General features: G+C 38.7%; 21 protein-coding genes and 4 tRNA genes. 8 read left to right on the top strand and 17 right to left on the bottom strand.

Annotation, left to right across the window (positions count from 1 at the left end):
• Positions 1-18: 18 nt before the first annotated feature.
• A complete protein-coding gene (locus AC1M9E_RS01995) occupies positions 19-999 on the bottom strand; it encodes an aliphatic sulfonate ABC transporter substrate-binding protein (RefSeq protein ID WP_488224976.1) in 981 nt (326 codons plus the stop codon).
• A 270-nt stretch (positions 1000-1269) separates the two neighbouring features.
• On the opposite strand from AC1M9E_RS01995, the gene AC1M9E_RS01990 reads away from it, so the two are divergent.
• A complete protein-coding gene (locus tag AC1M9E_RS01990) occupies positions 1270-1644 on the top strand; it encodes a hypothetical protein (protein ID WP_035265212.1) in 375 nt (124 codons plus the stop codon).
• Positions 1645-1694: 50 nt separating this feature from the next.
• Here AC1M9E_RS01990 and wrbA read toward each other — a convergent pair whose 3' ends face one another.
• Positions 1695-2291, bottom strand: a complete 597-nt coding sequence (gene wrbA / locus AC1M9E_RS01985) for an NAD(P)H:quinone oxidoreductase (protein ID WP_481608167.1) — start codon at positions 2289-2291, stop codon at positions 1695-1697.
• 115 nt (positions 2292-2406) lie between these two features.
• Here wrbA and AC1M9E_RS01980 point away from each other — a divergent pair, with 115 nt between their 5' ends.
• Positions 2407-3651, top strand: coding sequence for a YihY family inner membrane protein (locus AC1M9E_RS01980; protein ID WP_481596492.1), 1245 nt, complete (start codon positions 2407-2409; stop codon positions 3649-3651).
• A 38-nt stretch (positions 3652-3689) separates the two neighbouring features.
• Here the strand turns inward: AC1M9E_RS01980 and yddG are convergent, their stop codons facing one another.
• Together yddG and AC1M9E_RS01970 are read right to left on the bottom strand one after the other, a co-directional pair.
• Positions 3690-4577: an aromatic amino acid DMT transporter YddG gene (gene yddG / locus AC1M9E_RS01975; RefSeq protein WP_481597836.1), complete on the bottom strand. Its 888-nt coding sequence runs from the start codon at positions 4575-4577 to the stop codon at positions 3690-3692.
• Positions 4574-5515 carry a DMT family transporter gene (locus AC1M9E_RS01970; RefSeq protein WP_481597837.1) on the bottom strand — a complete coding sequence of 314 codons (942 nt, stop codon included), beginning with the start codon at positions 5513-5515 and terminating at the stop codon, positions 4574-4576. Before AC1M9E_RS01970 ends, yddG begins: the two co-directional genes overlap by 4 nt.
• Positions 5516-5617: 102 nt before the next feature.
• Between AC1M9E_RS01970 and AC1M9E_RS01965 the strand changes: the two genes are divergently transcribed.
• A complete protein-coding gene (locus AC1M9E_RS01965) occupies positions 5618-6421 on the top strand; it encodes an AraC family transcriptional regulator (protein WP_488224975.1) in 804 nt (267 codons plus the stop codon).
• A gap of 51 nt (positions 6422-6472) precedes the next feature.
• Here the strand turns inward: AC1M9E_RS01965 and AC1M9E_RS01960 are convergent, their stop codons facing one another.
• Positions 6473-7111, bottom strand: a complete 639-nt coding sequence (locus AC1M9E_RS01960) for a fumarylacetoacetate hydrolase family protein (RefSeq protein ID WP_488224974.1) — start codon at positions 7109-7111, stop codon at positions 6473-6475.
• A gap of 45 nt (positions 7112-7156) precedes the next feature.
• Positions 7157-7660, bottom strand: coding sequence for a YcxB family protein (locus AC1M9E_RS01955; protein WP_481613513.1), 504 nt, complete (start codon positions 7658-7660; stop codon positions 7157-7159).
• A gap of 171 nt (positions 7661-7831) precedes the next feature.
• On the opposite strand from AC1M9E_RS01955, the gene AC1M9E_RS01950 reads away from it, so the two are divergent.
• Positions 7832-9139 carry an SRPBCC family protein gene (locus AC1M9E_RS01950; protein WP_488224973.1) on the top strand — a complete coding sequence of 436 codons (1308 nt, stop codon included), beginning with the start codon at positions 7832-7834 and terminating at the stop codon, positions 9137-9139.
• 74 nt (positions 9140-9213) lie between these two features.
• Here AC1M9E_RS01950 and AC1M9E_RS01945 read toward each other — a convergent pair.
• The 4 genes from AC1M9E_RS01945 to AC1M9E_RS01930 form a co-directional block, all read right to left on the bottom strand.
• Positions 9214-9290: transfer RNA gene (locus tag AC1M9E_RS01945), tRNA-Arg, on the bottom strand.
• Positions 9291-9650: 360 nt separating this feature from the next.
• Positions 9651-9727, bottom strand: a tRNA-Arg gene (locus tag AC1M9E_RS01940).
• Between the two features lie 43 nt (positions 9728-9770).
• Positions 9771-9847 (bottom strand) — tRNA-Arg (locus tag AC1M9E_RS01935).
• A 16-nt stretch (positions 9848-9863) separates the two neighbouring features.
• Positions 9864-9954: transfer RNA gene (locus AC1M9E_RS01930), tRNA-Ser, on the bottom strand.
• Positions 9955-10216: 262 nt separating this feature from the next.
• On the opposite strand from AC1M9E_RS01930, the gene rnr reads away from it, so the two are divergent.
• The 3 genes from rnr (at position 10217) to AC1M9E_RS01915 (ending at position 15117) form a co-directional block, all read left to right on the top strand.
• Positions 10217-12655 (top strand): ribonuclease R, encoded by a 2439-nt coding sequence (gene rnr / locus AC1M9E_RS01925; protein ID WP_481608177.1) that lies wholly within the window; start codon positions 10217-10219, stop codon positions 12653-12655.
• Positions 12656-12827: 172 nt separating this feature from the next.
• Positions 12828-14867 (top strand): M3 family metallopeptidase, encoded by a 2040-nt coding sequence (locus tag AC1M9E_RS01920; RefSeq protein WP_481608162.1) that lies wholly within the window; start codon positions 12828-12830, stop codon positions 14865-14867.
• A gap of 40 nt (positions 14868-14907) precedes the next feature.
• Positions 14908-15117: a YheV family putative zinc ribbon protein gene (locus AC1M9E_RS01915; RefSeq protein ID WP_481586819.1), complete on the top strand. Its 210-nt coding sequence runs from the start codon at positions 14908-14910 to the stop codon at positions 15115-15117.
• Positions 15118-15209: 92 nt separating this feature from the next.
• Here the strand turns inward: AC1M9E_RS01915 and AC1M9E_RS01910 are convergent, their stop codons facing one another.
• The 5 genes from AC1M9E_RS01910 to AC1M9E_RS01890 form a co-directional block, all read right to left on the bottom strand.
• The gene (locus AC1M9E_RS01910; protein WP_373687203.1) at positions 15210-16595 is read right to left on the bottom strand and encodes a TRAP transporter large permease subunit; all 1386 of its coding nucleotides are present in this window, start codon (positions 16593-16595) and stop codon (positions 15210-15212) included.
• Between the two features lie 1172 nt (positions 16596-17767).
• Positions 17768-18355, bottom strand: a complete 588-nt coding sequence (gene rrtA, locus AC1M9E_RS01905; RefSeq protein WP_481608161.1) for a rhombosortase — start codon at positions 18353-18355, stop codon at positions 17768-17770.
• Positions 18356-18439: 84 nt separating this feature from the next.
• Entirely contained in the window at positions 18440-19483 is a 1044-nt protein-coding gene (locus tag AC1M9E_RS01900) for a hypothetical protein (RefSeq protein ID WP_035265182.1), read from the bottom strand.
• A gap of 538 nt (positions 19484-20021) precedes the next feature.
• Positions 20022-20336, bottom strand: coding sequence for a hypothetical protein (locus tag AC1M9E_RS01895; protein ID WP_481592038.1), 315 nt, complete (start codon positions 20334-20336; stop codon positions 20022-20024).
• Positions 20337-20397: 61 nt separating this feature from the next.
• A complete protein-coding gene (locus AC1M9E_RS01890) occupies positions 20398-20658 on the bottom strand; it encodes an FAD assembly factor SdhE (protein WP_035265169.1) in 261 nt (86 codons plus the stop codon).
• A gap of 179 nt (positions 20659-20837) precedes the next feature.
• On the opposite strand from AC1M9E_RS01890, the gene AC1M9E_RS01885 reads away from it, so the two are divergent.
• Positions 20838-22010 (top strand): acyl-CoA dehydrogenase family protein, encoded by a 1173-nt coding sequence (locus AC1M9E_RS01885; protein WP_035265167.1) that lies wholly within the window; start codon positions 20838-20840, stop codon positions 22008-22010.
• A gap of 48 nt (positions 22011-22058) precedes the next feature.
• Here AC1M9E_RS01885 and AC1M9E_RS01880 read toward each other — a convergent pair whose 3' ends face one another.
• Positions 22059-23549, bottom strand: coding sequence for a flavin-containing monooxygenase (locus tag AC1M9E_RS01880; protein WP_481597843.1), 1491 nt, complete (start codon positions 23547-23549; stop codon positions 22059-22061).
• Positions 23550-23737: 188 nt separating this feature from the next.
• A complete protein-coding gene (gene rplQ / locus AC1M9E_RS01875; protein WP_034587447.1) occupies positions 23738-24103 on the bottom strand; it encodes a 50S ribosomal protein L17 in 366 nt (121 codons plus the stop codon).
• Between the last annotated feature and the right edge of the window lie 6 nt (positions 24104-24109).

The raw sequence follows: 24109 nt of genomic DNA, 5'->3' as shown, positions 1-24109 counted from the left end.
TGATTCACGTTCAATCACTTACTCTTGCCCAGTCCACACATGATCTTTTAAAGACACGGCATTCGGAATGAGTTTAAGTTGATAAAACAAATCTGCAATTTTTTGTTGCGCCGTGACTGTATCTGTATCGACCAGTTTGGCATAAGCAGGAATATTTCTTTTTTCTAAAACCAGTTTGGTAATATTTTCGTCCAAGCTTGTACTTTGCGCCAAAATTTTTGCGGCTTGATCTGGGTGTTGATTGATCCAATCATCTACTTGATTTAATGTTTGCACAAATTTTTGGGCTTCAACCGCATGTTGTTTTAAAAATTTTGGAGAAGACAAATAGAAGCTATACGCTAATGGCAAAGCTTTTGAATCAATAAGAACACGTGTATCACCTTTAAGCGAAGCAGCACTTGCATAAGGATCCCAAATCGCCCAAGCATCGAGTGATTTTTTATCAATAGCAGCTCGGGCATCTGCAGGCGTTAACCAGACGGGTTGAATATCAGACCAGCTCAATTGAGCTTGATCTAATATTTGTGAGAGAAAGTAATGCGCACTTGAACCTTGTGTAACACCAATGCGCTTACCTTTTAGATCCTTTAAGCTTTGAATCGTACTGTCTTTGGGTAAGAGCAAGCTATGTGAGTTTTTAGATCCATTTTCATAAGCTAAATATTGAATTGGTTTACCTGCAGAAAGTGCGAAAATTACAGGTGTATCCCCTGTATACCCCACATCAATAGCACCGACATTTAATGCTTCTAGTGTTTGAGGACCTGCCGGGAATTCTTTCCATTGAATTTTCACACCAGGGAATGCCTGCTCAAAAGTTTTATTTTGTTTTGCAACGATGAATTTAAGCGCCGCTTTTTGATAGCCAATATTCAAGGTTGTTAACTTTTCTTTTGATTCATCTTGCCCCTTAAGCTCAGTAGGCTTTTCTTTTGAGCATGCAATAAGGCTAAAACTCAATGTCACAATGGTGCTTAGTACAAATAATTTTTTCATTGTCTTGGTAATTTTTTGATTGGAATAAAAAAATAAGCCAAACTTCGAAAAAAATTAAATCACTATTTGCGCTTAGTTATTCAGTTCAAGATCTAAGCCATCCTGCTCATAAAATATGGTTTTATCCTTAAAAATTAAATTAATCTATTTTCAAATCAATTTTTTATTTTATCTGCCATTACAGTTTTTCTACATTCGGCCATGTTGCAACTTTAAGCGCAATGCTAGAATCTTTTAAATAAATGGATGTATAGATTAGAGCAATCCTAAATGACTGAAAACTTAGAAATACACTGCCCAAAATGCGGTTCAACTGATATTGAAAAACGCAACCATGAACAATTACTGCAAAAAACAGGTGGTGTTCTTCTTTCCGCAGCGGGTACAACTGCGGGTACTGTGGGTGGTGCTGCATCAGGGGCTTCTATTGGTGCTTCCATTGGTGCTGTTGCGGGCCCTTTAGGTGTAATCATGGGTGGCACAATTGGCACTTTTGTTGGTGCAATCAGTGTGGGTGTGACTGGTGGCTTTTTAGGTCATCGTTTTGGAAAAAAAGCGGGAGAAATCGTCGATAAAAATGTTTTCCTCGATTACCAATGCAAAAAGTGCAAACACCGCTTTGAACAAAAACATATTTCAAAATAAAAGTGAGCGAGAAGCTCACTTTTTTATGCCTGATAAAATAATCTTTAAAATTATTTCTTTAACATTTGCAACGCCACTTCACCTAATCGTTTCCCTTGCTCGATACACAGTGATTTTTCATCTTGGCTTAGAGATTGATCGTGTCTAGGACCACTGACATGTGTAGCACCATAGGGTGTCCCACCTGATTTTGTATTCGATAAAGCTGGGTTGGCATTGGTTAAACCCAAAATCAACATTCCATGATGAAACAAAGGTGGCAACATAGTCAGTAATGTACTTTCCTGCCCGCCGTGCATAGAGCCCGATGAACCAAATACACAAGCAGGTTTATTATGCAATGCACCACTGAGCCATAAACTCGTTGTTTGATCCCAAAAATATTTCATTTCTGATGCCATATTGCCAAATCGAGTTGGTGATCCTAATGCAAGTCCCGAACAATGTTGAAGATCATCCAAAGTCGCATAAATATCGCCCTCCTCTGGAATACTTGGTGCTGCTTCGGTCACCACTGTTGCCAACTGTGGAACTGTTCTAATTTTCGCAAGCATTCCAGTAGATTCAATTCCTTGAGCAATTAAATGTGCCATTTCCTTGGTTGAACCATATTTGCTGTAATACAAAACTAGAACATATGCTTGCATAAAAAGATCATCCAATGAAAAAAAGAAAACTATACGGTATTTTTTTTAAAATTTGGTTAAGCTGTGCAACGAACGTACAGAATTTTAACTAAAAAATACTCGAGACTCATTATTTATGGCGGAAATCTTAAAAAAGTTACCTTTCTACAATAAAACATGGTTTCAGTTTATTTTGTTTGTACTACGACGCTTTGAAGCTAACAATTGTCGTGAGCAAGCAGGCTCTTTAACTTACACCACACTTTTCGCTGTCGTGCCGATGTTGACCGTATTCTTGGTTATCATTTCATCGATTAAAGCATTAGAACCTGCTCGGCAACAATTACAACAATTGATCTACAGTAATTTTCTGCCTAAAACCAGTATCGCGTTTGACAAAGCATTGAATGCATTTACTGACAATTCGAGCAACTTAACCATTATTGGTGTGCTGTTTTTATTCTTTACCACAGTAATGATGCTCACTAGCATTGAGACAGCATTCAATCGTATTTGGCGTGTGACAGAAACGCGTAATGGCATTATTGGTTTTATGCGCTATTGGACCATCATTTCACTGGGACCAATCCTGCTGGGTTCGGCTTTTGTGATTTCATCGACTTTAGCGTCTATGAACATCCTAAGTAATAATTTTGCAGGTTATGAATTGAATGGGACGTTTATTTTGTGGGTCATCTCATTTGCACTCACCGCATTTGGTTTTTTTGCCTTGTATTGGACGATTCCAAACCGCTCTGTTCCAATAAAAGCAGCCATGATTGCTGCGATTTTTAGTGCTGTTACCTTCGAGTTACTGAAAAATTTATTCGGCTTCGTTATGACTAACTTTACCAGTTATCAGTTGGTTTACGGTGCTTTTGCAGCAGTTCCAATTTTCCTGTTGTGGATTTATCTCTCTTGGAACATCGTACTGCTTGGTGTTGAGATAAGTTATGCTCTCACAGCATTTCATACAGGTAAAACTGAAACGCGCCATCCAATTCTCATGCTTCTAGATATGCTTGAGTTATTCTATAAACAACAAAAACAAGGTAAAACCGTAACCGATCTGGAGGCACTTGATATTTTAGGACGCGGTGAAATTGGCCGCTGGCCTAAATATGTCAATCTATTGGAAGAACAGAATATTATTAAACGTACAGATAATAATGAATATGTTTTGGTTAGAAATTTAGATCATCTTGATTTTTGGTCATTTTATAAATCATTGCCTTATACACTGCCAGATAAAAATGATATCGGACAAATCCATGAAGATGATGTATGGATGAACCGTATTGGTCCAGCACTGATTGAAGCTGATGATTATCTGGCTGCAAAGCTCTCCGTACCGCTATCGACCATACTTGAAGAAAAATAAACTCTTGCAATAAGAAAAGACCTCTATAGGTCTTTTTCTTATTGCATAGATGGATTATATAGACGTGTAGATTGCCAACAAATAAGTGCGCCTAAGGTCACTAAGACACAACCGATCCAAAAGCTCATTAGAGGTTGCACATCTAGAATCAGCATCGACATCAGACTTGAAAAAATGGGCATAAAATACGTTGTCAAAATTAAAATTTTGAGATTCCCATATTGCATGCTTTGGTTCCAATTGCTGTAAGCCAAGCCAATTAAGCTACCAATGACTACAACCATCAGCCATGTCATCAAATTCATCTCAACAAACGGTTCTCGCATCACAAAATGTACAGCCCACAATCCAACTGCAGTCATTAGAAATAGAAATGGAACAGCATTATGACCTTCTGCATATTTCTTGGTAAATATACTGTACAAAGGCCATAGCACGGCGCCAATGAAAGCAAATGAGTACGCCAATGGATTTTCAAGCACGGCCACCAATATGCGTTTCGGCTCGAGAATATCTGGATTAACAACCATCATTAACCCAAGAATGGCACATGCAAAGCCAGCAATCACCCAAATATTCGCGCTCAATTGCCGTGCAAGAATCGAAAATACAATCAGCAAAGGAGGCCAAAGATAATTAATCATTGCAATAATTAATACCTGTTCTCGATGTGTTGAAAGAGCAATCGAAATTAAAAATAGGATTTCATAGCCCACAAAAAGAGCACCACAGCCCAATAGGTATTTTTTAGGCATGAGTGAAAGCTTGGGAAAACCATTTTTCCATAACATGAACAATGCACTAAAACTATAGATCAGTGCCACCGCCTGTACCGGGCTTAATGATTCAGTTACAAGTTTCACCACCGCAACCAACGAGGCCCAAATCAAAATCGAGCTTAATCCCAGCCATGTATACTGATTCAATGGAATGCTCCAATTCTTGCGCTGATTCGATCAAGATAAATTCTCAAATAGCGGTGCAAAGATACAATTATAATCCCTGCAAGAACCATACAAGAACCGAACAAGAAACTCGTTTCGATCTCCTCATCTAACAGCCATACACCAAACAACATGCCGAACATGGGGGTCAAAAACGAAAACACACCTAAGCCATTTGCTAAATAAGTTCGTAACAACCAAAACCATAGCAGCAAACTTAAAAAAGACATGACAACCGCATGAAATGTTAAGCTCAGAAACGTCAGTTGTGACCAGCGTACATCTGCTTGTCCAGTCCAAAAAGCTAAGGGTAATAAAAAAATAAAGCCCCCAAGCAATTGATAAAATAATGTTTGAGTGGGCGGCGCCTCAGAAAGCGTTGAAAATTTTAAAGAAATCGTAGTCAATGCCCACATCATCCCTGCCATTACAGCAAGAAAATCTCCCCATAAAATATGGTTGAGTTGACTTTGAGCTTGATCACGCACTAAAAAAGTATAAGCGATGCCAAAAAATGCGAACAAAATACCAAACCACTGCAAGTGATTCAATTTTTCAGCTTTGACTTTCCAATGTAAGCCTAAAGCCACAAAAATAGGCGCGGTATAGAGCAGAACAACAGTGTGCGCAGCACTGGTGTACCTGAGTGCCTCAGCAACCAAATAAAATTCTGCAGAAAATAAAAAGGCTAACCAAATTCCAGGAACAACATAACGGTAATGAAACAGTTGTCGCACTCGTTGTCGATACAATAATGGAACGACAAGCAAGGTTGCCAAACCACAGCGCAATGCGATTTGCATCAGAGGACTAATATCAGTAGCTGCAAGTTTCAAGATAATTTGCTGTAAACCCCAGACTAAACACAATACGATCATTAAGCTTGACGCCTGAAGGTTAAGACCTCTTCGCTCACCCATGAGTGGCACTCTTCACACAAACAAGTTGTCACTATACTGCTGACTGAATTAGAATATATAATTCAAAACAGACAACAAATACATTTATTCAGGCAATTTAATATGCCAAAACGCCATCCACATGAACCATTCGTTCAGTTAGATAATTATGAACATATCCAAGAGAATCTTTGGCTAACATTCCGTAATGATCCAGCCCATTCGGAATATCCTAAACACGGTCATGCATGGGGCGAATTTATCTATGCATTTGATGGTGTAATGGAAGTTCATATTGATCAAAATCAATATTTAACACCTCCGCCCTACGGAATTTGGCTACCGCCGCATCTGCATCACAGCAGTATTAATCTCACAGCTGTTTCTCATGCCACCTTATACGTGCATGAAAGCCTGTGTGATGCACTGCCCAAACAAGCAGGTATTTTACTAAGCTCCCCCTTAGTGACGGCGCTACTCAATGAACTCAGAAAAACTTATTTCAAACATGATCAACCCGAATATCAACGACTTTTAATGGTTTTACTGGATCAATTAAAAAGCTCATCCCTGCTCAAAAGCTACTTGCCCCATTCTGATCATCCTGCATTACAAACGATATTTACCTACATCCATGAGCATCTCAGTGATCAGCGTCCACTGAGAGATTATGCTCAAATGGTGAATATGAGTGAGCGCACTTTATCTCGCCTATGTGAAGCTGAAATTTCGATGTCGCTCAATGAATGGCGTCAACGCTTTAAAATTACACGAGCATTAAGCTTATTGTCTGAAAATAAAACTGTTGAACATATTGCTCTAGATTTGGGCTATGCCAACGCCTCAGCCTTTATCAATATGTTTAAACGCTGGATGCACATCACGCCCCAACAGTTTCGTAAAAACATCAATTCAGACAATCTCTAGCCATAAAAAAAGGATGAACCAACATCCTTTTTAATTGAGCTTGATGCATCATTAATGCACTTGCGTAGTCCACACAAAATCTTCATTTAAGCCAGTCAAAGTCATTTTGAGCTGATCACCCGATTCTAATGGTCCTACACCTGCAGGCGTACCCGTCATGACAACATCACCAGGCATTAAGCTAAAGTTTTGACTGATTTCTGCCAAAAGCGCTCCTAATTTAAAAATCAGTAAACCCGTATCGCCATGTTGTCTAAGTTCATCATTAATTTCGAGCTTAAACTGGAGTTGATCTAATGCTGGAACCTGATCAAGCGAAATCCAATCTGCCAGAATACAAGATCCATCAAATGCTTTAGCACGTTCCCAAGGTTGTCCTTTCTTTTTAAGCTGATCTTGTTGATCTCTTAAAGTCAAATCCAAACCAAGGGTGACTGCGCCTACTGCTGCTAATGCCTCTTGAGGATCCGTAACGTTTTTGAGCGGTCGATCTATTCGTAATGAAAGTTCACATTCATGATGACACTGTCCCAATGCACGATTCCAATCAATCCCTTCTGCTAAGGACACCAAGCTACTCGGCGGCTTGATAAATAAGACAGGTTGATCAGGAATCGCATTACCTAATTCTTGAGCATGCGCAGCATAACTGCGACCGACACATACAATTTTTGATGGAACTGCACTCATGAAAATCTCTCTTATTTATAGTTTGAGTAATGAACTCATCAAAACTTAACGTTTTTGGAATGTATTTTCAAACAGTGTTCTGTCTACATCAGACTCAAATGCACGTTTTGGAATAATGACCACTGTATGATTTTTAAGTTCAAGCATATAGGTCAATTTACCCACTACAAATTTTTGTACTTCACTGTAGGCAAATGCTTGTTTAGGACGACCACTTGAAAAAAGCTCGGCAGAGTTTTGAAACAAATCGATACCTTGTTCAGTCTTACCAAATTGATATTTTTCAAACTGACGCTTGAACATCATAGGTAAGAACCAGTAACGCATAACGATTTGTAACAAGATAAAGAACGTGCCTAAAGCCACGTAATAGCGCCCTACTCCCTCTAATCCAAGATAAAGCCCCCAAATCACGATCGCAATACTGACAAGTGGCGTTAAAAAACGCGTAAATTGTTTTTTGCCAAAAGTAGCTAATGCAAAACCATCCTGAGACTCTTGTAAATTTAAGAAGTAACGGACAGATAAAACTGGTTGAGTATCAGACATAGGGGATTCAACAATCGATTTTCTTAAGCAAAGATATTACACCACTTTACCTGAAATCGAATTGTCGTTTTAATGAATACTGTTGATTACATCATCGCACTATTGATGAAAGCATCACACGATTTACAATGACACAAAATAAAAAGTCTAACTTCATAGTTCAGGATGAAAATGAAATACTTTAACTATCGAGCATTGTGCTTAAGCCTTATTTTTATACCCAGCTTGTCGTACAGCGCGATTATTGAATGGAAAGAAAATATACCCAGTGCGTTAAAACCATTTCAAAATAATAGTACCGAACTCGCTAGCATCGCCAAAGATCAGATTCTCATCTATGCGCACACAAATATTCAAACATCTATTCCGACACGCAAAAAACAACCCAATCCAAATGTGAAGTTCACATCATCTGCCATCGTATTGCCTGTTAATGAAGAAAAGGTCGCCAAAACGCTTTCACAGTTTGAAAATTTTGTTGGATTATTCCCGACATTGAAATCAGCTAAAATATTAAATCAAGAAAAAAATATCACTCAGGTTCAATATAAAATTTCCATTCCAACACCAATACCAGTGCTCAACTTTAATGAGACCATAGTGTTTCAGCATCATATTGAAGCCAATAGTATTTCGAGTTTGATTGTGGATGCACCTGTTCCTTATGGTCTAGGCAAATTTGAATGGTTCAAATTGGATCAGAATCATACCCTTCTAACCCTAACGCAATGGGGAGATTTAAACCAACCTAAAGGTTTTCTATTTAGCAAAGTTCTGAATGCAGTGCCTGAAGCAAAAATGGGAATTCCAAGTGGTACACATGCATTTTTACTTGAATCAATTCGAAAAAAATTAACAGCGCCTTCTTCGAGTGCGCTCAAACCAGGGCAATTTCCATCCGACCAATTAACGACAAATCAATTGGCCAAAATCGCACAAATCAGTCGTATCACCGGACACCCTGTAAGTTTTGTCCATACACCGACAACCTTGCCTTATCAGCACGGTGCAGAATCAATGCGTTTTGTGACGACGTATCAGTATTATTCCCAACCAGTGCAACAATTACAAAAATGGACACAGCCTGTACATTATAAAAAGCTGTTTCCCCGCCAACTCAAATCTATTGATATCGAAACCCTAAAAGACCAAACACAATTGGCAGATTTTAAAGTTGAACTCGGGTTAGGAGTTATTCAAATTCCATTCCGATTTAAACTAAATTTTAGCTTTCCTCATTCGAATCAGAATAGTTTTTATGCTCAAGGCGGTGATCTGAAATACATTAAAGGAAAAATGCAATTTGATAAGTTTCAACAAGGTACTTTATTGAAAATGACGAATGCTGGAAAAATAGATGAAAAAGCACCGTTCCTGATTCGTGCAGCACGGAGCTTGCCTTATCATGATGTGCTCCCTACAGTTGGGGCGAATGTCGTCTTTGCATTGAAAGTCAAAAACGAAGAGCAGAAGAAATAAGATAAAAAAATAGACACAAAAAAACCGCAATTAAGCGGTTTCTTCTCTTTTTTACATCTTAGAGATGATCAAGTTGGTGCGCTCAGAGAGATTCGAACTCCCGACCCCTTAGTTCGTAGCCAAGTGCTCTATCCAGCTGAGCTATGAGCGCGACGTCTTGATGGAGTGCATTATATATGAATATTATTATTTGTTAAGTACTTTTTAATAAAATTTAAATCAAGCGAACAGTATTTATACGTAAATGTAAATTATGGCTAGATAATCAACAATTTAAGAGATGGTCAACAAGATCAATCCAAATTCCAAACAATCCTGAGTTGGATTGATGATGTTTTTATAAGAGCTAATATCTATTAATTAAAAATAATATGTGTAGAAATTTTAAAATTTATTTCTTTCTTAAGTAGCTAATAAAATATGATGATTTATAGCATCACTTCATTCTAGAAACAAAAAAACCGCAATTAAGCGGTTTCTTCTCTTTTTTACATCTTAGAGATGATCAAGTTGGTGCGCTCAGAGAGATTCGAACTCCCGACCCCTTAGTTCGTAGCCAAGTGCTCTATCCAGCTGAGCTATGAGCGCGTACTTGAGTGTCTTACGACTTCGTTACATCGATTAACTTGATTGGTGCGCTCAGAGAGATTCGAACTCCCGACCCCTTAGTTCGTAGCCAAGTGCTCTATCCAGCTGAGCTATGAGCGCATTTCAAGTTTATCGTTGGCGGTGAGAGAGGGATTCGAACCCTCGATACCAGTAATAGGTATGCTTCCTTAGCAGGGAAGTGATTTCAGCCACTCATCCACCTCACCGTAACGAGACGCCATAATACAAACTTCGTCCCTACTCTTCAAGTGAGAATTTAAAAAATTCTATGTTTTTTGTTCAATCATATATTTTTTAAACAATTTTCAGGTTTTTTGCCTTTAATCTGCATTAATTTCACTTTAATACTGTCTATTCTGCATCTCTTTTATAATTTATGAACTAAAAACACTTTATTGCAATCATTTACGTGCAGTATTTCTCATCATGTCTTATGCTAAACTTATCTTCTGATATGAAGCCAAAGACATTATGAAAAATTGGGTCGACCCTGAAGCCAAAGCGGAAGCTGAACGTTACGATAATCCTATTCCAAGCCGTGTTCTGATTCTAGAAACGATTGAGAATAAGAAAAAAGCATTGTCTCATGCAGACCTTGTGGAACACTTCGAAATTGCGGATCAAAAAAGTATTGAAGCACTTAGTCACCGTTTAAGTGCGATGGTTCGTGATGGTCAATTGACGAAAGAAGGTTATAAGTTCCAGCTTATGGCAGATCAACCTGTTCATGATGCGACCATCTATATCAATAGCAAAGGTTTAGGGGTTGCGAGTATAGATGGTAAGAAAGAAGAATATTTGTTACCTGAGCGTGAATTACGTCAAGTCTTCCATGGTGACCGAGTTAAAGTTCAACAGACCTCTGTTGACCGTAAAGGTAAACCATGGGGTTTCATTACTGAAATTACCCAACGACGCGTCAAACAAATCATTGGGAAACTCGCAGAATATGAAGGTGAATACTTCATTCAACCAGCAAATCCAAATGCGCATCAACCGATTACCTTAGAAAAAGAACTCATTGCGCATGCGAAAGCTAAAGTTGGTGATTCTCTTCGAGTTGAAATTGATGATTTTCCAAATCGTGAAGAGTTTGCTACAGGTCATATTATTCAATCTATGGCCGACAAATCTGATACTGAAATTATTATTCCTCAAACCATTTTAGAATATGGTTTACCTTACGAATTTCCAGAAGAAGTAGTTCAAGAAGCTGAAAGTTTTAAAGAACCGACAGCACGAGATCGTCAAGGACGCATTGATTTAAGAGATTTACCCTTAGTCACAATTGACGGTGAAGATGCGCGTGACTTCGACGATGCTGTCTATGCAGAAAAACGTCCTGGTGGCGGCTATCGCGTCGTGGTTGCAATTGCAGATGTCAGTCATTATGTTCGTATTGGTAAACCTTTAGATGATGAAGCACAAGAACGCGGTACGTCTGTGTACTTCCCTCACTTTGTCTTACCGATGTTGCCTGAAGCACTTTCAAATGGCTTATGCTCACTCAACCCAAATGTCGATCGTCTATGTATGGTCTGTGATTTGAATTTAAGTCGCGCAGGTAAAGTCACAAAATTTGAATTCTATCCGTCGGTGATGCACTCTAAAGCACGACTCACCTATGACCAAGTTGCAAAATATTTTGAAGGTGATAGTCAAGCTGTACCTGAAGATCGTACAGTGCGTAAATCACTGAATACATTATTCCAACTTTACCAAGTATTAAAAGGTTTACGTGCAGAACGCCATGCAATGGAATTTGAAACCGTTGAAACGTACATGACCTTTGATGAACTTGGTGGAATTAAAGAAATTCTACCAAGATCACGTAACGATGCTCATAAACTCATTGAAGAATGTATGTTGTTAGCCAATGTCGCTGCTGCTGAATTTGCTTTAAAACACGAAATTCCAATGTTGTATCGTGTGCATGAGCCACCTGAATTCTCACGCATTCAAAAAGTTCGCGACTTTGTTAAGTTATTAGGTTTGAAATTCCCTGATCAACCTACGCAAGCGGACTACCAAGCGGTCATTGAAGCCACTAAAGACCGTATTGATGCGCCAAGTATTCATGCTGTGCTTCTTCGCTCCATGATGCAAGCTTATTATGGGCCAAATAACGCTGGTCACTATGGTTTGGCGTATGAGGCATACACTCATTTCACCTCTCCAATTCGTCGTTATCCAGATTTATTATTACATCGTGCTATCAAAGCACACCTGAAAAATAAACCTGCACCAGTCTCAGGTGGCGCACTAGAAGAAGCCGGTAATCATTTCTCGGCAACAGAACGTCGAGCTGATGAAGCTTCTCGCTCAGTAACCACTTGGTTAAAATGCCATTATATGCAACAGCATCTTGGTGAAGAGTTTGTTGGCGTCATTAGTGCTACGGCTGAGTTTGGTCTATTTGTCACTTTAAAAGATTTATATGTCGATGGTATGGTCCATGTAAGCCAGCTTGGCGATGACTTCTTTGTCTTCGATCAAGCGAGTCAAAGTTTAGTTGGGCAAAATCGTGGTCAGACCTTCGGTTTGGGTGATGAAGTACGCATCAAGGTTGCAGGTGTCAATTTAGAAGAACGTAAGATTGATTTTGAATTGATTCAACAACTCAGCCATGCAGGTCGCGCTATTCGTAGTCGAGCACCACGTGTCGTAAAGGAAAAACCGGTCACCAAGCAAGAAGCGTTAAATCGCATGTTGAATGAGCCTGTCGAACTCCTAAAAGATAAAGATGAAAACGGTGAACGCCCTGTTCGTAAGAAAAAGTCCAAGGCAAAACCAAGCTCTTATTCTAAAAAATCAGACAAAAAATCTGATGGAAAAGTAAAAGATAAAGCGAAAAAGAAAGCTAAAGTGAAAAAGAAAAAGTCGAATGCGAAAGCTAAATTAGACTAAATCTTTAAAGAGCGCTACGGCGCTCTTTTTTTTAAGCTTTATTTTTTTAATTTATAATCAAGTGCACCGATTCTTTATTTAGCACTTACGTAAATAATTGAATGTATCACTTGATTTAAAGTCCATAAACCCCTACATCTAAATGAAGTAAATGAATCAATTAGGTCCTTGAATGACTTTAGAAAAGGCAACTTTGCCTGTACCCGATTTTTCTCAAATTACACTTGATCAACTTAAAGCACAGATTGAACAAGCGATTCAAAATGGTCAACACTTTATAAACCAACTCGAGAAAGTCCCAGACACGGTACAATTACAACTAAATGTGCTCGATCAAATCGATGAATTAGAAAACCAAATGAGCGAATCTTGGGGAATTTTGTCTCACTTAAATGCTGTGATGAACAATCCTGAAACCCGCGAGATTTATCAGTCTCTTTTACCTAGCTTAAGTGAATACTACACACAATTAGGGCAACATACTGCGCTCTATCAAACCTACCAACATGTGCATGATGCACCTATTTTTTCGGATTTACCAGAAGCTCAACAGAGTGCGATTAAACTTGCACTTAGAGACTTTAAACTCTCAGGCGTGGCTCTAGAAGGCGATGCAAAAAAACGCTACGCAGAAATATCAGCTCGTTTATCGCAGCTTTCTTCAGATTTTTCTAACCACGTTCTTGATGCCACACAATCATATTTCAAACCATTAACTGAAGATGAACTTGCTGGTTTACCTGCGAGCAGTATCGAACTGCTAAAGCAATACGGTCAACAACGTGAACTCGATCAAGCCGTGGCGACATTGGATTTCCCTTCTTATCTTGCGATCATGACTTACGCAGATAATCGAGAGCTTCGCGAAGCCTTATATAAAGCATATACCACGCGAGCGTCGGATCAGTCAGATCACCCTGAATATGACAATACTGCGGTGATGGAAGAAATTCTCAAATTGCGCCAAGAAATGGCTCAACTTTTAGGTTTTGATCATTATGCAGCATATTCACTGGCAAGTAAGATGGCTCCAAGTGTTGAAGCTGTAGATCAATTCCTGATTGAGTTGGCAGAACATGCTCGTAAACCTGCCCTACAAGAAATTGAGGCATTAAAAGCAATTGCTCAATCTCATGGTGTAGATGAACTACAACCTTGGGACACCACGTATTTCTCGGAAAAACTCAAAGTTCAACAGTTTAATCTGTCTCAGGAAGCACTTAAGCCATACTTCCCTACCCCTGTCGTCATTCAAGGTTTATTTAAAATTGTGGAGCGTTTATATGGTATTCAAGTCATTGAACGTGAAGCACCAGTATGGCATCCAGATGCACGATATTATGAGCTTGAAGATCAAGGCAGTGTCATAGGTGGATTCTATTTTGACTTGTACGCTAGAAGTGGGAAACGTGGTGGAGCATGGATGAGCGGATTCCGCTCACGTATGCAAACCAACAATGGCATGCAGAAACCGATTTGTTACATGGTCGGTAATTTTACACCACCGATTGGTCAACAATCTGCGCTTTTGACACATGATGAAGTCGTTACTCTTTTCCATGAGTTTGGACATGGTCTGCATCATATGCTCACAGAAGTAGATCATATCTCTGTAGCAGGCACACATGGTGTCGCTTGGGATGCCGTCGAGCTGCCAAGTCAGTTTATGGAATTCTGGACTTGGGATAATGAAAGCTTGGCTTTAATCAGCCAACACATTGAAACCAAAACACCGTTACCTGAAGAACTCCTTAAGTCTCTTTTGGATGCGAGATTTTTCCAATCAGGCATGCAAACCCTTCGACAGCTTGAGTTTGCCATGTTTGATTTGAATATACATAAACAATCTCCTGCTTTAGATGCAACAGGTATTCAACAATCCTTAAACGAAATTCGTGAACAATATGCTGTTCTCCCTACAGCACCATACAACCGATTCCAAAATAGTTTTAGCCATATTTTCGCAGGGGGTTATGCCGCAGGCTACTACTCTTACAAATGGGCTGAAGTTTTAGCAAGTGATGCATTCGATCGCTTTGAACAAGAAGGGATCTTCAACCAAGAGACTGGACTTGCTTTCCGCAAGGCAGTGCTGGCTGTAGGCGGTAAAGATACAGCGCTTGATGCCTTTGTTAAATTTAGAGGTCGTGAGCCTAAAATTGATGCATTATTACGCCATCAAGGTTGGACGAATGACACTAAAACTGCTTAAACTACGCTACTAATTTTTGAAGGTGAGAGTCATTATGTCGATCAAACGTCGTTTCATTGCAGGTGCAAAATGTCCGAAATGTGAAGCTATGGATCGTATTGTCATGCTCACTTCAGGTGATTCAGAATGGATCGAATGTATTGAATGCAACTATTCTGAAAATCGTCCGACACACATTGACGAACCTCAAATGCCTGAGGTTGCAGACGAAATTGGTGTTATTCAATTTAAACCTAGTCCAAGAAATTAAGATGCTTAAAGTCAATAAAGCCAGCTCTATAGAGCTGGCTTTATTGTAAATTCATTAAAAAATAAGCACCCGAAGGTGCTTATTTTATTTAATTATTGATACCAACCAAATAACTTAAAGATATAAGGTACATAGGCGATAATTAACATAGCTGGAATCATCACAATCAGAGGAAGAATCCAACGTTCGTATTTGTAGTAGAACGTTTTATCTTTCACTTCTGCATCGGCAGCAGCCACCTCTTCATCACCAATCGACTGCCTTGCGAGCAAGTGATTGAGTGCAACTGGAGGTGATACATAACCCAATTCGAAACCAATTAAAGCAATCATCCAGAAGTGAACAGGATCTATACCATAAGCGTAGGCGACAGGAGCAACTGTTGCTGAAATTAAGATGACAGCACCAAACGGATCCATAATCATCCCGACGAATACCATGAGACATACGATCAAGGTAATCACGATATAGATATTTTCAATATCCGTTGGGAAGTGTTCCATCAACTCGATACGCTCTAAGTATCCACCAACGCTGACAGACAATGCCATTAAGATCACAAGCGCCCCGATATGTCCGACTGTTTCACTTGCAGATACATGAATTGACTTCCAGAAACTCACTTTACGTGCAGGATTGTCTGGACTATCCTGTGCTGCAATTTCAGATGCTGACACTCGCGCCTTAGCTGCTTCTTGTTCAACCGAAGTATGGCTTAATGTCGTATCCCAATGTCCTACTGGTGCGAGCGGTGCTGGTTCATGACGTAATTTTTCATAAAGCACCATGACAAGTAAGATGATTGGCATCATGACTGGTGCAGTAAACTCATTCAAGTTGGTATTTAACGCATACTTGTAGAATGCCCACACAATCAGGAATACGATCACATAAGGAACTACTGCCACTAATGCCTTAGCTGAATTCGGGAATGCAACTGATGGCGCTGCAATACGGAATTTTTGCTCAGCAAAGAACAGTGAAATCAATAAGAACAAAGTTGAAGTGATGAGGAAAACACCAATACCATATTGGTATAACAAGTCAGTCGTCACTTCTTTGTTCAGCGATGCAACAACAACAATCAATAGACATGGACGGAGTACCACACCAAGCGAACCTGACATTGCAGCCGTAGCCAAAGCGAATTGACGGCGTCCGCCCGCATTCCAAACTTCTTTATAAATGATCGCACCTGCAGCGATTACAAAAATACCTGATGCACCTGTATAAGCTGTAGGTAATGCAGCAGCAAGTAAGATTAACCAGGTAAGCGTTTCAGGCGCTAGATTCCATGGACGTAAAATGTTTAGGAATTTATCAACAATCAAGGTCTGCTTTAGCAGCATACCTGCCCAAATGAACAGTGATAAATTAAGGAAAATGGTAGAGAACTCAACCAGCTGCCCTAAATAAATCCCTTGACCCATTGGATAGTCCATCACAAAGGTAAAGTTAAATCCTGTTGTGATCGCCATATAGGCATAAAGTGGGACTGACAATAATGCCATGCCAATCGTACCACCTGGCTTCGCATTTTCTGGTACACGGAACAATTGGTACAAACTAATTAATGTCAGTGTACTGAACAAGATTATCCATAACCAATAGATGATTGTCATCTCACTGGTTGGCGGAACACCAGAGTTCAATACAGATCTATACTGACTGATCGCTGAACTGGTTAAGAAACTGTTCGCAAGTATCATTGCGACAGCGTAAACCCGATAATCTAAAACAGAACTTGGACCGCGTAGACCAATGTGGTGGATTTTAAGTGTTGCAGTTATCGCTGCAAGTACCACCATGATAATCAATAGAACTGCCTTATTTTCCGTACCAAATTGGAAAATACCAAAGAAAGTTGTTTCCATGGTTCGGTAAGTTCGTATTGAAGGATTATCTTCTAAATACTGAATTGATTTATCGTAGAAGGCATATTTTTCTTCACATAACTGTTGACCAGCCAATACAGAGGCACGAACATCTTCTTCAGACGTTGTACCAAAGATATCTGCAAATTCATCTTTTGCATTGGCTTGCATTTGGTTTTGAACCAAAAGGTCAATATTTGGATTTCGATCACAGACTGGCTTTTCAGGTTCGGCACGCAAGAATGAATACTGCATACCAATTTTTTCGTCACCGTATAGACTTTCACCTATACGTAACATCTGCCCGTGAATCATTTCTCCTGTCCCGATGATGAGCGTCAGTAACAGTAGAAGCAAAATCGTAAACGCAGATATCCACTCAGTCCATATATAACTAAGTAGACCTAACCCAGATCTCTTTTTAGAAGGCTCTTGCATTGTTATTCCATTATTTAATACTGCTATACATTGCCTGTACAGCTCATCTTTTCTAATTCGGGCTTAGGCAAAATCCTTTACCTAATTTCCTTACCACTTTTATCACATGAATCTGACTGATTTTTTTTTAAAAAAGAATGACTGACTTTTCCATTTTTTTTAAATTTATGCCAATTTTCATCAATTCACCTCTTAAGAGCGAGATAAAAACCAACTAAATCAGTAGGCTATACCATACTGTATTTCTTTTTTTAAACAAATATGACCTTAAAAAAATAAATGCAAAAGATTTGAATCTGATCACACATTAAAAAAGTGATAATTAAGCATCAGAGGAATTAAGAGATGTGTGTGTCCTTCACGGAGATATGCTGATAAATTAAAAAGAGCATGCTGAGTAATGCCCCCCATATTGCACCTGTTAAATGTGCTTCAACCAATACTGGGCTACCAATCATTTGCGCAGTATCGAGAGAACCAAAGATATTTTCCCACAAAATTTTGCCCGTGATTAAAGCTAATACAAGCAGCGAGAATTTACGTTCTTTTTCAAATTTTAAAAAATAAACTGCCAAAGCCGTATACATACCATGTAGTACCCCTGATAGACCTGCATAAGCTTCAACGTGAGGATAAACATAATAAAAACTTAAACTAACTAATGGCGGGAGTGCGATCAACAAGTACAACATGTACCTAATTTTGACATATGGGAAGATGAATGGCAGACAGGCTAAACCCACCATATTCAATGCATAGTGTATCCAGCCCACATGTACATAGTGGGCTGTCCATACTCGCCAAATTTCTTCATCCAATACAGGACGCCAATAGAAAAAATACTCCTGAAAAATCTGCAAACTAGCAGCAATACTGATACAGCATGCAATAAACAGTATTTTTCGAATCAGGATAGTATCTTTCATCTTTCGTATTCCTAAAAGAAAAAGAGCTTTAAGCTCTTTTTCTTGAATAACTCCATTTTTAATTTTGAACAAAATTAAAAAACCTTATTCGCCTAATGTGTTCTCGAAAAGATCATCGGCTTCATTGGTCGCTTGATCATCCCAGAAGCTCGACATTCCATCTGCTTCAGTTCGAACACCTGTATTCTCCGTCCAATAACGGTCTGAGATCGCTTGAATCATTTGTCCTGCCATATTATCCAATAACTTAAACTCTGGATTTACAGGAACTTCTTCTGCACGTGAAGCAGCATAAGAACGTAATGCATCACGTATTTTTGCATCGTCACCACTGGCTTGTGCTGCAACAGCATACAAGGCATGCGATAAGCGTACTCCTTTTTGCTCACCAATTTGCATAGATTGTTTAAGCGTTTGGTATGGATCTGGTTTGCCTGCATCAGCTCCAGGTAATAATGTCCAAATCACTGCTCGAGTAGCATTCGGTACGCCCCAGAACTTGTTGTTATCGAGGCAGACCATGCCACGTTCAACAATTGCTGCGATATCTTTAGGAACATGCACTTGACCACCAGAAGCAATATCATTGGTCATCGCTTGTAAGCCACTTAACATACCTAACAGATATACTGTTTGGTCAAGATTACGACGCATAGTTGGACATGAGTCACCTAAATTATATTTATATTTAGACTGCCAACGCTCCGCAAACAATTGATAACCCGTATATTGACGTTCGGCAGCAACAGCAGCCCAACGCTTTTGTTCAATACGCGCATCTTGTGCTTCTGTCACTTGACCTGCTTTTGATGCTCTTAGGTATCTTAATTCTGCATCTAAGGCACGATTTTCTGCGCACATCCCTGAAGCTGAATATAAAAGAACTGCCATACGGGTCGGATCAGCACCCATATCTTTAGTCGCCATAATCACAGGAGTCAAAGCTGTGCCCTGATTACACACCATATCCACATCACCCATTGAGAGTACTGGCGGTAAGATGTGTTTTTCACTAAACGCAAGTGATGCATTCGCACCAGTTTTGATTACGTATGAACATCCAGATAAAGTTGTAGCTGCTACAACCGCAATTGCCGTGAAAAGACCTTGAGTCTTTAATTTAGACATACTTCCTGTCCTCAATTTTATAATTTTGTCATCCTTGCGATTTAAAATATCAGATGCAATCGCTGAATAAAAGTGCAGCAATGCACTTCATTAACAATTAGTCTGTCATTGATCTGAATTGAAATAATTGACTTATTTTTTGAATTGTTAAAATTTTGGGCAAAAAAAAGTAGCATTGCGACGGTTCGGCACATGCTACTTATTAAATGGTAAACTCAAGAGAGTTTATTTTGTTCGTTGTTGTGGTGTTCAATTCGTTCCTTCAGCACAGTTCCTAGTCTTCCAATTATAATTGCCATAACAGCAGCAACCACTAGAAACAACCACATATGAATTTCGCTCATTTTGAAATTCCTCATTAGCTGTTGGTATATTTAATGTACTTTAGAAATTTAGATTTCATCGCATTTTTGTCTAACAATTTGATTTTCTTTCATTTTCGTCAAACAATTCATTTTTTTGTTCATACTATACGTTTTTAAATAATTGTTTTTTATTATGTTTTAAATTTTAAAATAAAGCACTTTTTGTCTAACAATTAGCCAAAATTTGCATGAGTAATCAAGCTTTTCCATTGTTTTTCATCTATTTGATCTCTCCAAATCACCAAAGAATCTAATTTCTTTTCGTTAAAACTGAGTACCACCAAGTAATGAAAATGAAAAACTCGAGTCAGTTTTGCTTGGTATATTTTTGGATTTGAAGTCATTTGAATCGACCATAAATCTTTGTCTAGTTTTTGTAATTCACTTAATTGTGGTTTTTTTCTAAAACTCCACCAGATAATCAGTATAAATATAATACTGCTTAAAGCATAAATGAGCTCAATACTGATTAATAAAGTAATACTCATGATGAACATAAAGAAAGCGTGAAACACAGCTGAATAAAGGCTGTGTTTCAGTGAATAACGCTCATGGATTATGGACATAATCTTTTAATTTTTGAATAAATTGGCGCAATTCAGGTCGAGGTGGTTCAGAAACCTCCATAAACCAATCCAATAAATCAGGATCTTCTTGTTCAACCAGTTCAGCAAACATTGCTTTCTCTTCTGGTTCAGCTTGCAAATAGTATTGCTTTACATAAGGATCAAAATACACGTCAATTTCTTTTAAACCACGACGTGCGCGATAGATAACTTTACGCTCTTCAAGCGTTAATTCATCGTACATTTTTATCCCCTAATCTGTGTTCATTCCATTTTAACTGAAGCCATGAGCTTTGTGTTTTAAAAATATCAATTGACCAAATTCATCAGCAATTCTTGTGTTTTGAGCATTCAACACATTGCACCAATGTTCAGGCTCTCTTATGTTGTGGCTATTCTAATAACACTTATGGAAATATAAATATGCAATCAGGCGCAATTCGACCAATTCCTAATATGTTGCCTCGAAAATTATTCAATGCAGAACATGAAGCCTTTCGTGATACTGTCCGAAAATTCTATGAAAAAGAAGTCGTTCCAAATATTGCCAAATACGAAGAACAACAACATGTAGATCGTGACTTATGGAATAAAGCGGGTGAAATGGGTCTATTGTGCACCACAATGCCTGAAGAATATGGTGGATATGGTGTAGATCGACTCTACAGTATGATCCTCATTGAAGAACAAGCTTATGCAATGGATTCATCAACTGGTTTTTCATTGCATTCGGATATTGTTGCGAACTACCTGAATAATTTTGCCAACGAAGAGCAGAAGAAAAAATGGCTCCCTAAAATGGCTTCTGGCGAAGTTGTCACTGCCATTGCGATGACGGAGCCTGGTACAGGTTCAGACTTACAAGCTGTACGAACTTCTGCAGTTTTAGATGGCGATGAATATGTCATCAATGGTTCTAAAATTTTTATTACTAATGGTTATCTATGTGACATGGCGATTGTTGTGTGCAAGACAGGTAATAGTGATAAAGGTTCAGCCAACTTATCGCTTATCATTGTCGAAGCTGATCGAGCAGGATTCACCAAAGGTAAACCACTCAATAAAATTGGTATGAAAGGACAAGATACTTGCGAATTGTTCTTTGATAATGTTCGTGTACCAAAGGAAAATTTAATTGGTATGGAAGGCATGGGCTTCATCATGCTTATGAAAGAACTCGCATGGGAACGTATGCTTGTTGCAATCATCTGCCAAGCAGGTGCAGAAGCTGCCTTTGCGCACACAGTACAATATACAAAAGATCGTAAAGCATTTGGTAAGCCAATTGGTGCATTTCAAAATACACGTTTTAAGCTAGCAGAACTTCGAACTGAAATAGACTTCTGTCGTTCTTATTTAGATCGTTGTATGGAATTACAACTTGAGGGTACGTTAGGTGTAGATGCGGCCGCAGCTGCAAAATATAAAATTTCTGATATGTTCTCTAAAGTCGTCGATGAATGCTTGCAGTTACATGGTGGCTATGGCTTCATGCTTGAATACCCTATTGCACGCGCATATATTGATAACCGTGCAAATCGTATATATGCAGGCACCAATGAAATCATGAAAGAACTCATATCACGTTCTTTATAAATAGAAAAAGGAAGCTTTCGCTTCCTTTTTTATTTTAATAGCTATTCATTAAGATACTAATTTAGGCTTTTTTACAGACTGTGCGGGAGCCTTCGAAAATTTTAAAATACCATCGTTAAAAGTCGCATTTTTGAGATCTTTACGATCAGCTAAATAGTTATGCGTTGCCATCCAAGGTGCCTTAGTACCTTGTTTTGGAAGTTGATCAGCCGCTCGCGCGATATAACCTGATGACATTTCACCCATAACTGTTTCATCGAGCATTGCAGAATGGTCAGTTGGTGCGACAACTTCATCATAACCGTTCTGATCCATATATTTGAATAAACGGCAAATATAATCAGCAACGACATCTACTTTTAAGGTCCATGACGCGTTCACATAACCAATAACCATCGCCATATTTGGTACATCACTTACCATCACACCATTATAAAGCATATGTTCGCTAGTCTTGATCGGCTGACCATCAACAGTCGCTTTGATACCGCCCATAATTTGAATTTCTAGACCAGTTGCAGAAACAATGATATCTGCATCTAAGTGTTTACCAGATTTTAATTGAATACCATTTTCAGTGAAGGATTCAATATGATCTGTTTCAACACTTGCTTTACCACTACGTAAAATTTTGAATAAATCACCGTCTGGCACTACACATAAACGTTGATCCCAAGGATTGTAACTTGGGGTAAAGTGCTTCATATCCACTTTACCTTTCAACTGCATTTCAATAGATTTAAGAAGTAACTTGCGAACAAGTTGAGGTTGTTTTTTTGACAAAGCAAAAATCGCACGTTGCATTCCGATATTACGAGCACGCGTGAACTTATATGCCATGTCCTCTGTCATAAATTTACGTGTTTTGTCATAAACAAAATCAATCGAAGGAATTGAAGCAATATACGTTGGTGAACGTTGTAACATTGTTACATGCCCAGCCCCACCTTTTGCCATTGCTGGTACTAAAGTGATTGCAGTTGCTCCACTACCAATGATAACTACTTTCTTACCGGTATAATCTAAATTTTCAGGCCAAAATTGTGGATGAATCAATTGACCTTTAAATTTATCTTGATTTGGAAAATCAGGTTGGAAACCTTGATCGTAGTTATAATAGCCTGTACATCCTAAGACGAAATTAGCTTGCCAAGTTTGTTTCTTTTCATTTTGATCTTCGATTTCTACAATCCATTTTTTAATTGAAGTATCGTAATTCGCTGAAAGGACACGATGTTCAAAATGAATTTTTTCTTTAATATTGTACTCACTAACAACTTCGCCCAAGTAACCTTTAATCGAAGCGCCATCTGCAAGCACATTCGCTTTACGCCATGGCTTAAAATTGTAGCCAAAAGTAGACATATCTGAGTCGGAGCGAATACCTGGGTATTTAAACAAATCCCACGTTCCACCGAAACTTTTACGACGTTCGAGTATTTCAAATTTACGGTTCGGATTATTTTTAATTAAATGTGCTGCAATTCCAATTCCAGAGATACCAGCACCAACAATAAGAATATCGACTTGCTTATCCATTTCTTTTATTAACCTTTTTATAAGAACATTTTTATTAAAACATATTTTTGACAATACACAATGTCAAGTTTGACTAAAAGTTGCAAAAAACATATCAATTCAGGTCAAGTAATGCCAATTGTTAGACAAAAAAAGGCCGGTTTATTCAACCGACCTTTTTTGAACAACTTGCGATGTTCTACACGAAATTATTTAACTTCGCGATCTACTAGCTCAACGTAAGCCATCGGTGCAGCATCACCTGCACGGAAGCCCGCTTTAAGAACACGTAGATAACCGCCGTTACGTTCTTTGTAACGAGGGCCAAGAACGGTAAATAATTTACCAACAGTTGCTGCTGAACGAGTACGAGCAAACGCTAAACGACGGTTTGCTACTGTATCGACTTTAGCTAAAGTGATTAAAGGCTCAGCTACACGACGTAACTCTTTTGCTTTAGGCACAGTTGTTTTGATCAACTCGTGTTCAAACAAAGAATTAGCCATGTTTTGGAACATCGCTTTACGATGACTGCTTGTACGGCCTAATTTCACACCACTATTACGATGACGCATGGTGAT

The organism is Acinetobacter sp. 24-47-47 (assembly GCF_057737035.1).
Note: the sequence above shows the minus strand (reverse complement) of the source record. Positions and strands in the feature narration are given on the sequence as shown.

Bases quoted from the DNA above. Each gene is read 5' to 3' on its own strand.
- AC1M9E_RS01995 (WP_488224976.1), bottom strand. From the start codon at position 999: ATGAAAAAATTATTTGTACTAAGCACCATTGTGACATTGAGTTTTAGC.
- AC1M9E_RS01990 (WP_035265212.1), top strand. From the start codon at position 1,270: ATGACTGAAAACTTAGAAATACACTGCCCAAAATGCGGTTCAACTGAT.
- wrbA (WP_481608167.1), bottom strand. From the start codon at position 2,291: ATGCAAGCATATGTTCTAGTTTTGTATTACAGCAAATATGGTTCAACC.
- AC1M9E_RS01980 (WP_481596492.1), top strand. From the start codon at position 2,407: ATGGCGGAAATCTTAAAAAAGTTACCTTTCTACAATAAAACATGGTTT.
- AC1M9E_RS01970 (WP_481597837.1), bottom strand. From the start codon at position 5,515: ATGGGTGAGCGAAGAGGTCTTAACCTTCAGGCGTCAAGCTTAATGATC.
- AC1M9E_RS01965 (WP_488224975.1), top strand. From the start codon at position 5,618: ATGCCAAAACGCCATCCACATGAACCATTCGTTCAGTTAGATAATTAT.
- AC1M9E_RS01960 (WP_488224974.1), bottom strand. From the start codon at position 7,111: ATGAGTGCAGTTCCATCAAAAATTGTATGTGTCGGTCGCAGTTATGCT.
- AC1M9E_RS01955 (WP_481613513.1), bottom strand. From the start codon at position 7,660: ATGTCTGATACTCAACCAGTTTTATCTGTCCGTTACTTCTTAAATTTA.
- AC1M9E_RS01950 (WP_488224973.1), top strand. From the start codon at position 7,832: ATGAAATACTTTAACTATCGAGCATTGTGCTTAAGCCTTATTTTTATA.
- AC1M9E_RS01920 (WP_481608162.1), top strand. From the start codon at position 12,828: ATGACTTTAGAAAAGGCAACTTTGCCTGTACCCGATTTTTCTCAAATT.
- AC1M9E_RS01910 (WP_373687203.1), bottom strand. From the start codon at position 16,595: ATGGCGATCACAACAGGATTTAACTTTACCTTTGTGATGGACTATCCA.
- rrtA (WP_481608161.1), bottom strand. From the start codon at position 18,355: ATGAAAGATACTATCCTGATTCGAAAAATACTGTTTATTGCATGCTGT.
- AC1M9E_RS01900 (WP_035265182.1), bottom strand. From the start codon at position 19,483: ATGTCTAAATTAAAGACTCAAGGTCTTTTCACGGCAATTGCGGTTGTA.
- AC1M9E_RS01895 (WP_481592038.1), bottom strand. From the start codon at position 20,336: ATGAGTATTACTTTATTAATCAGTATTGAGCTCATTTATGCTTTAAGC.
- AC1M9E_RS01890 (WP_035265169.1), bottom strand. From the start codon at position 20,658: ATGTACGATGAATTAACGCTTGAAGAGCGTAAAGTTATCTATCGCGCA.
- AC1M9E_RS01885 (WP_035265167.1), top strand. From the start codon at position 20,838: ATGCAATCAGGCGCAATTCGACCAATTCCTAATATGTTGCCTCGAAAA.
- AC1M9E_RS01880 (WP_481597843.1), bottom strand. From the start codon at position 23,549: ATGGATAAGCAAGTCGATATTCTTATTGTTGGTGCTGGTATCTCTGGA.
- rplQ (WP_034587447.1), bottom strand. From the start codon at position 24,103: ATGCGTCATCGTAATAGTGGTGTGAAATTAGGCCGTACAAGCAGTCAT.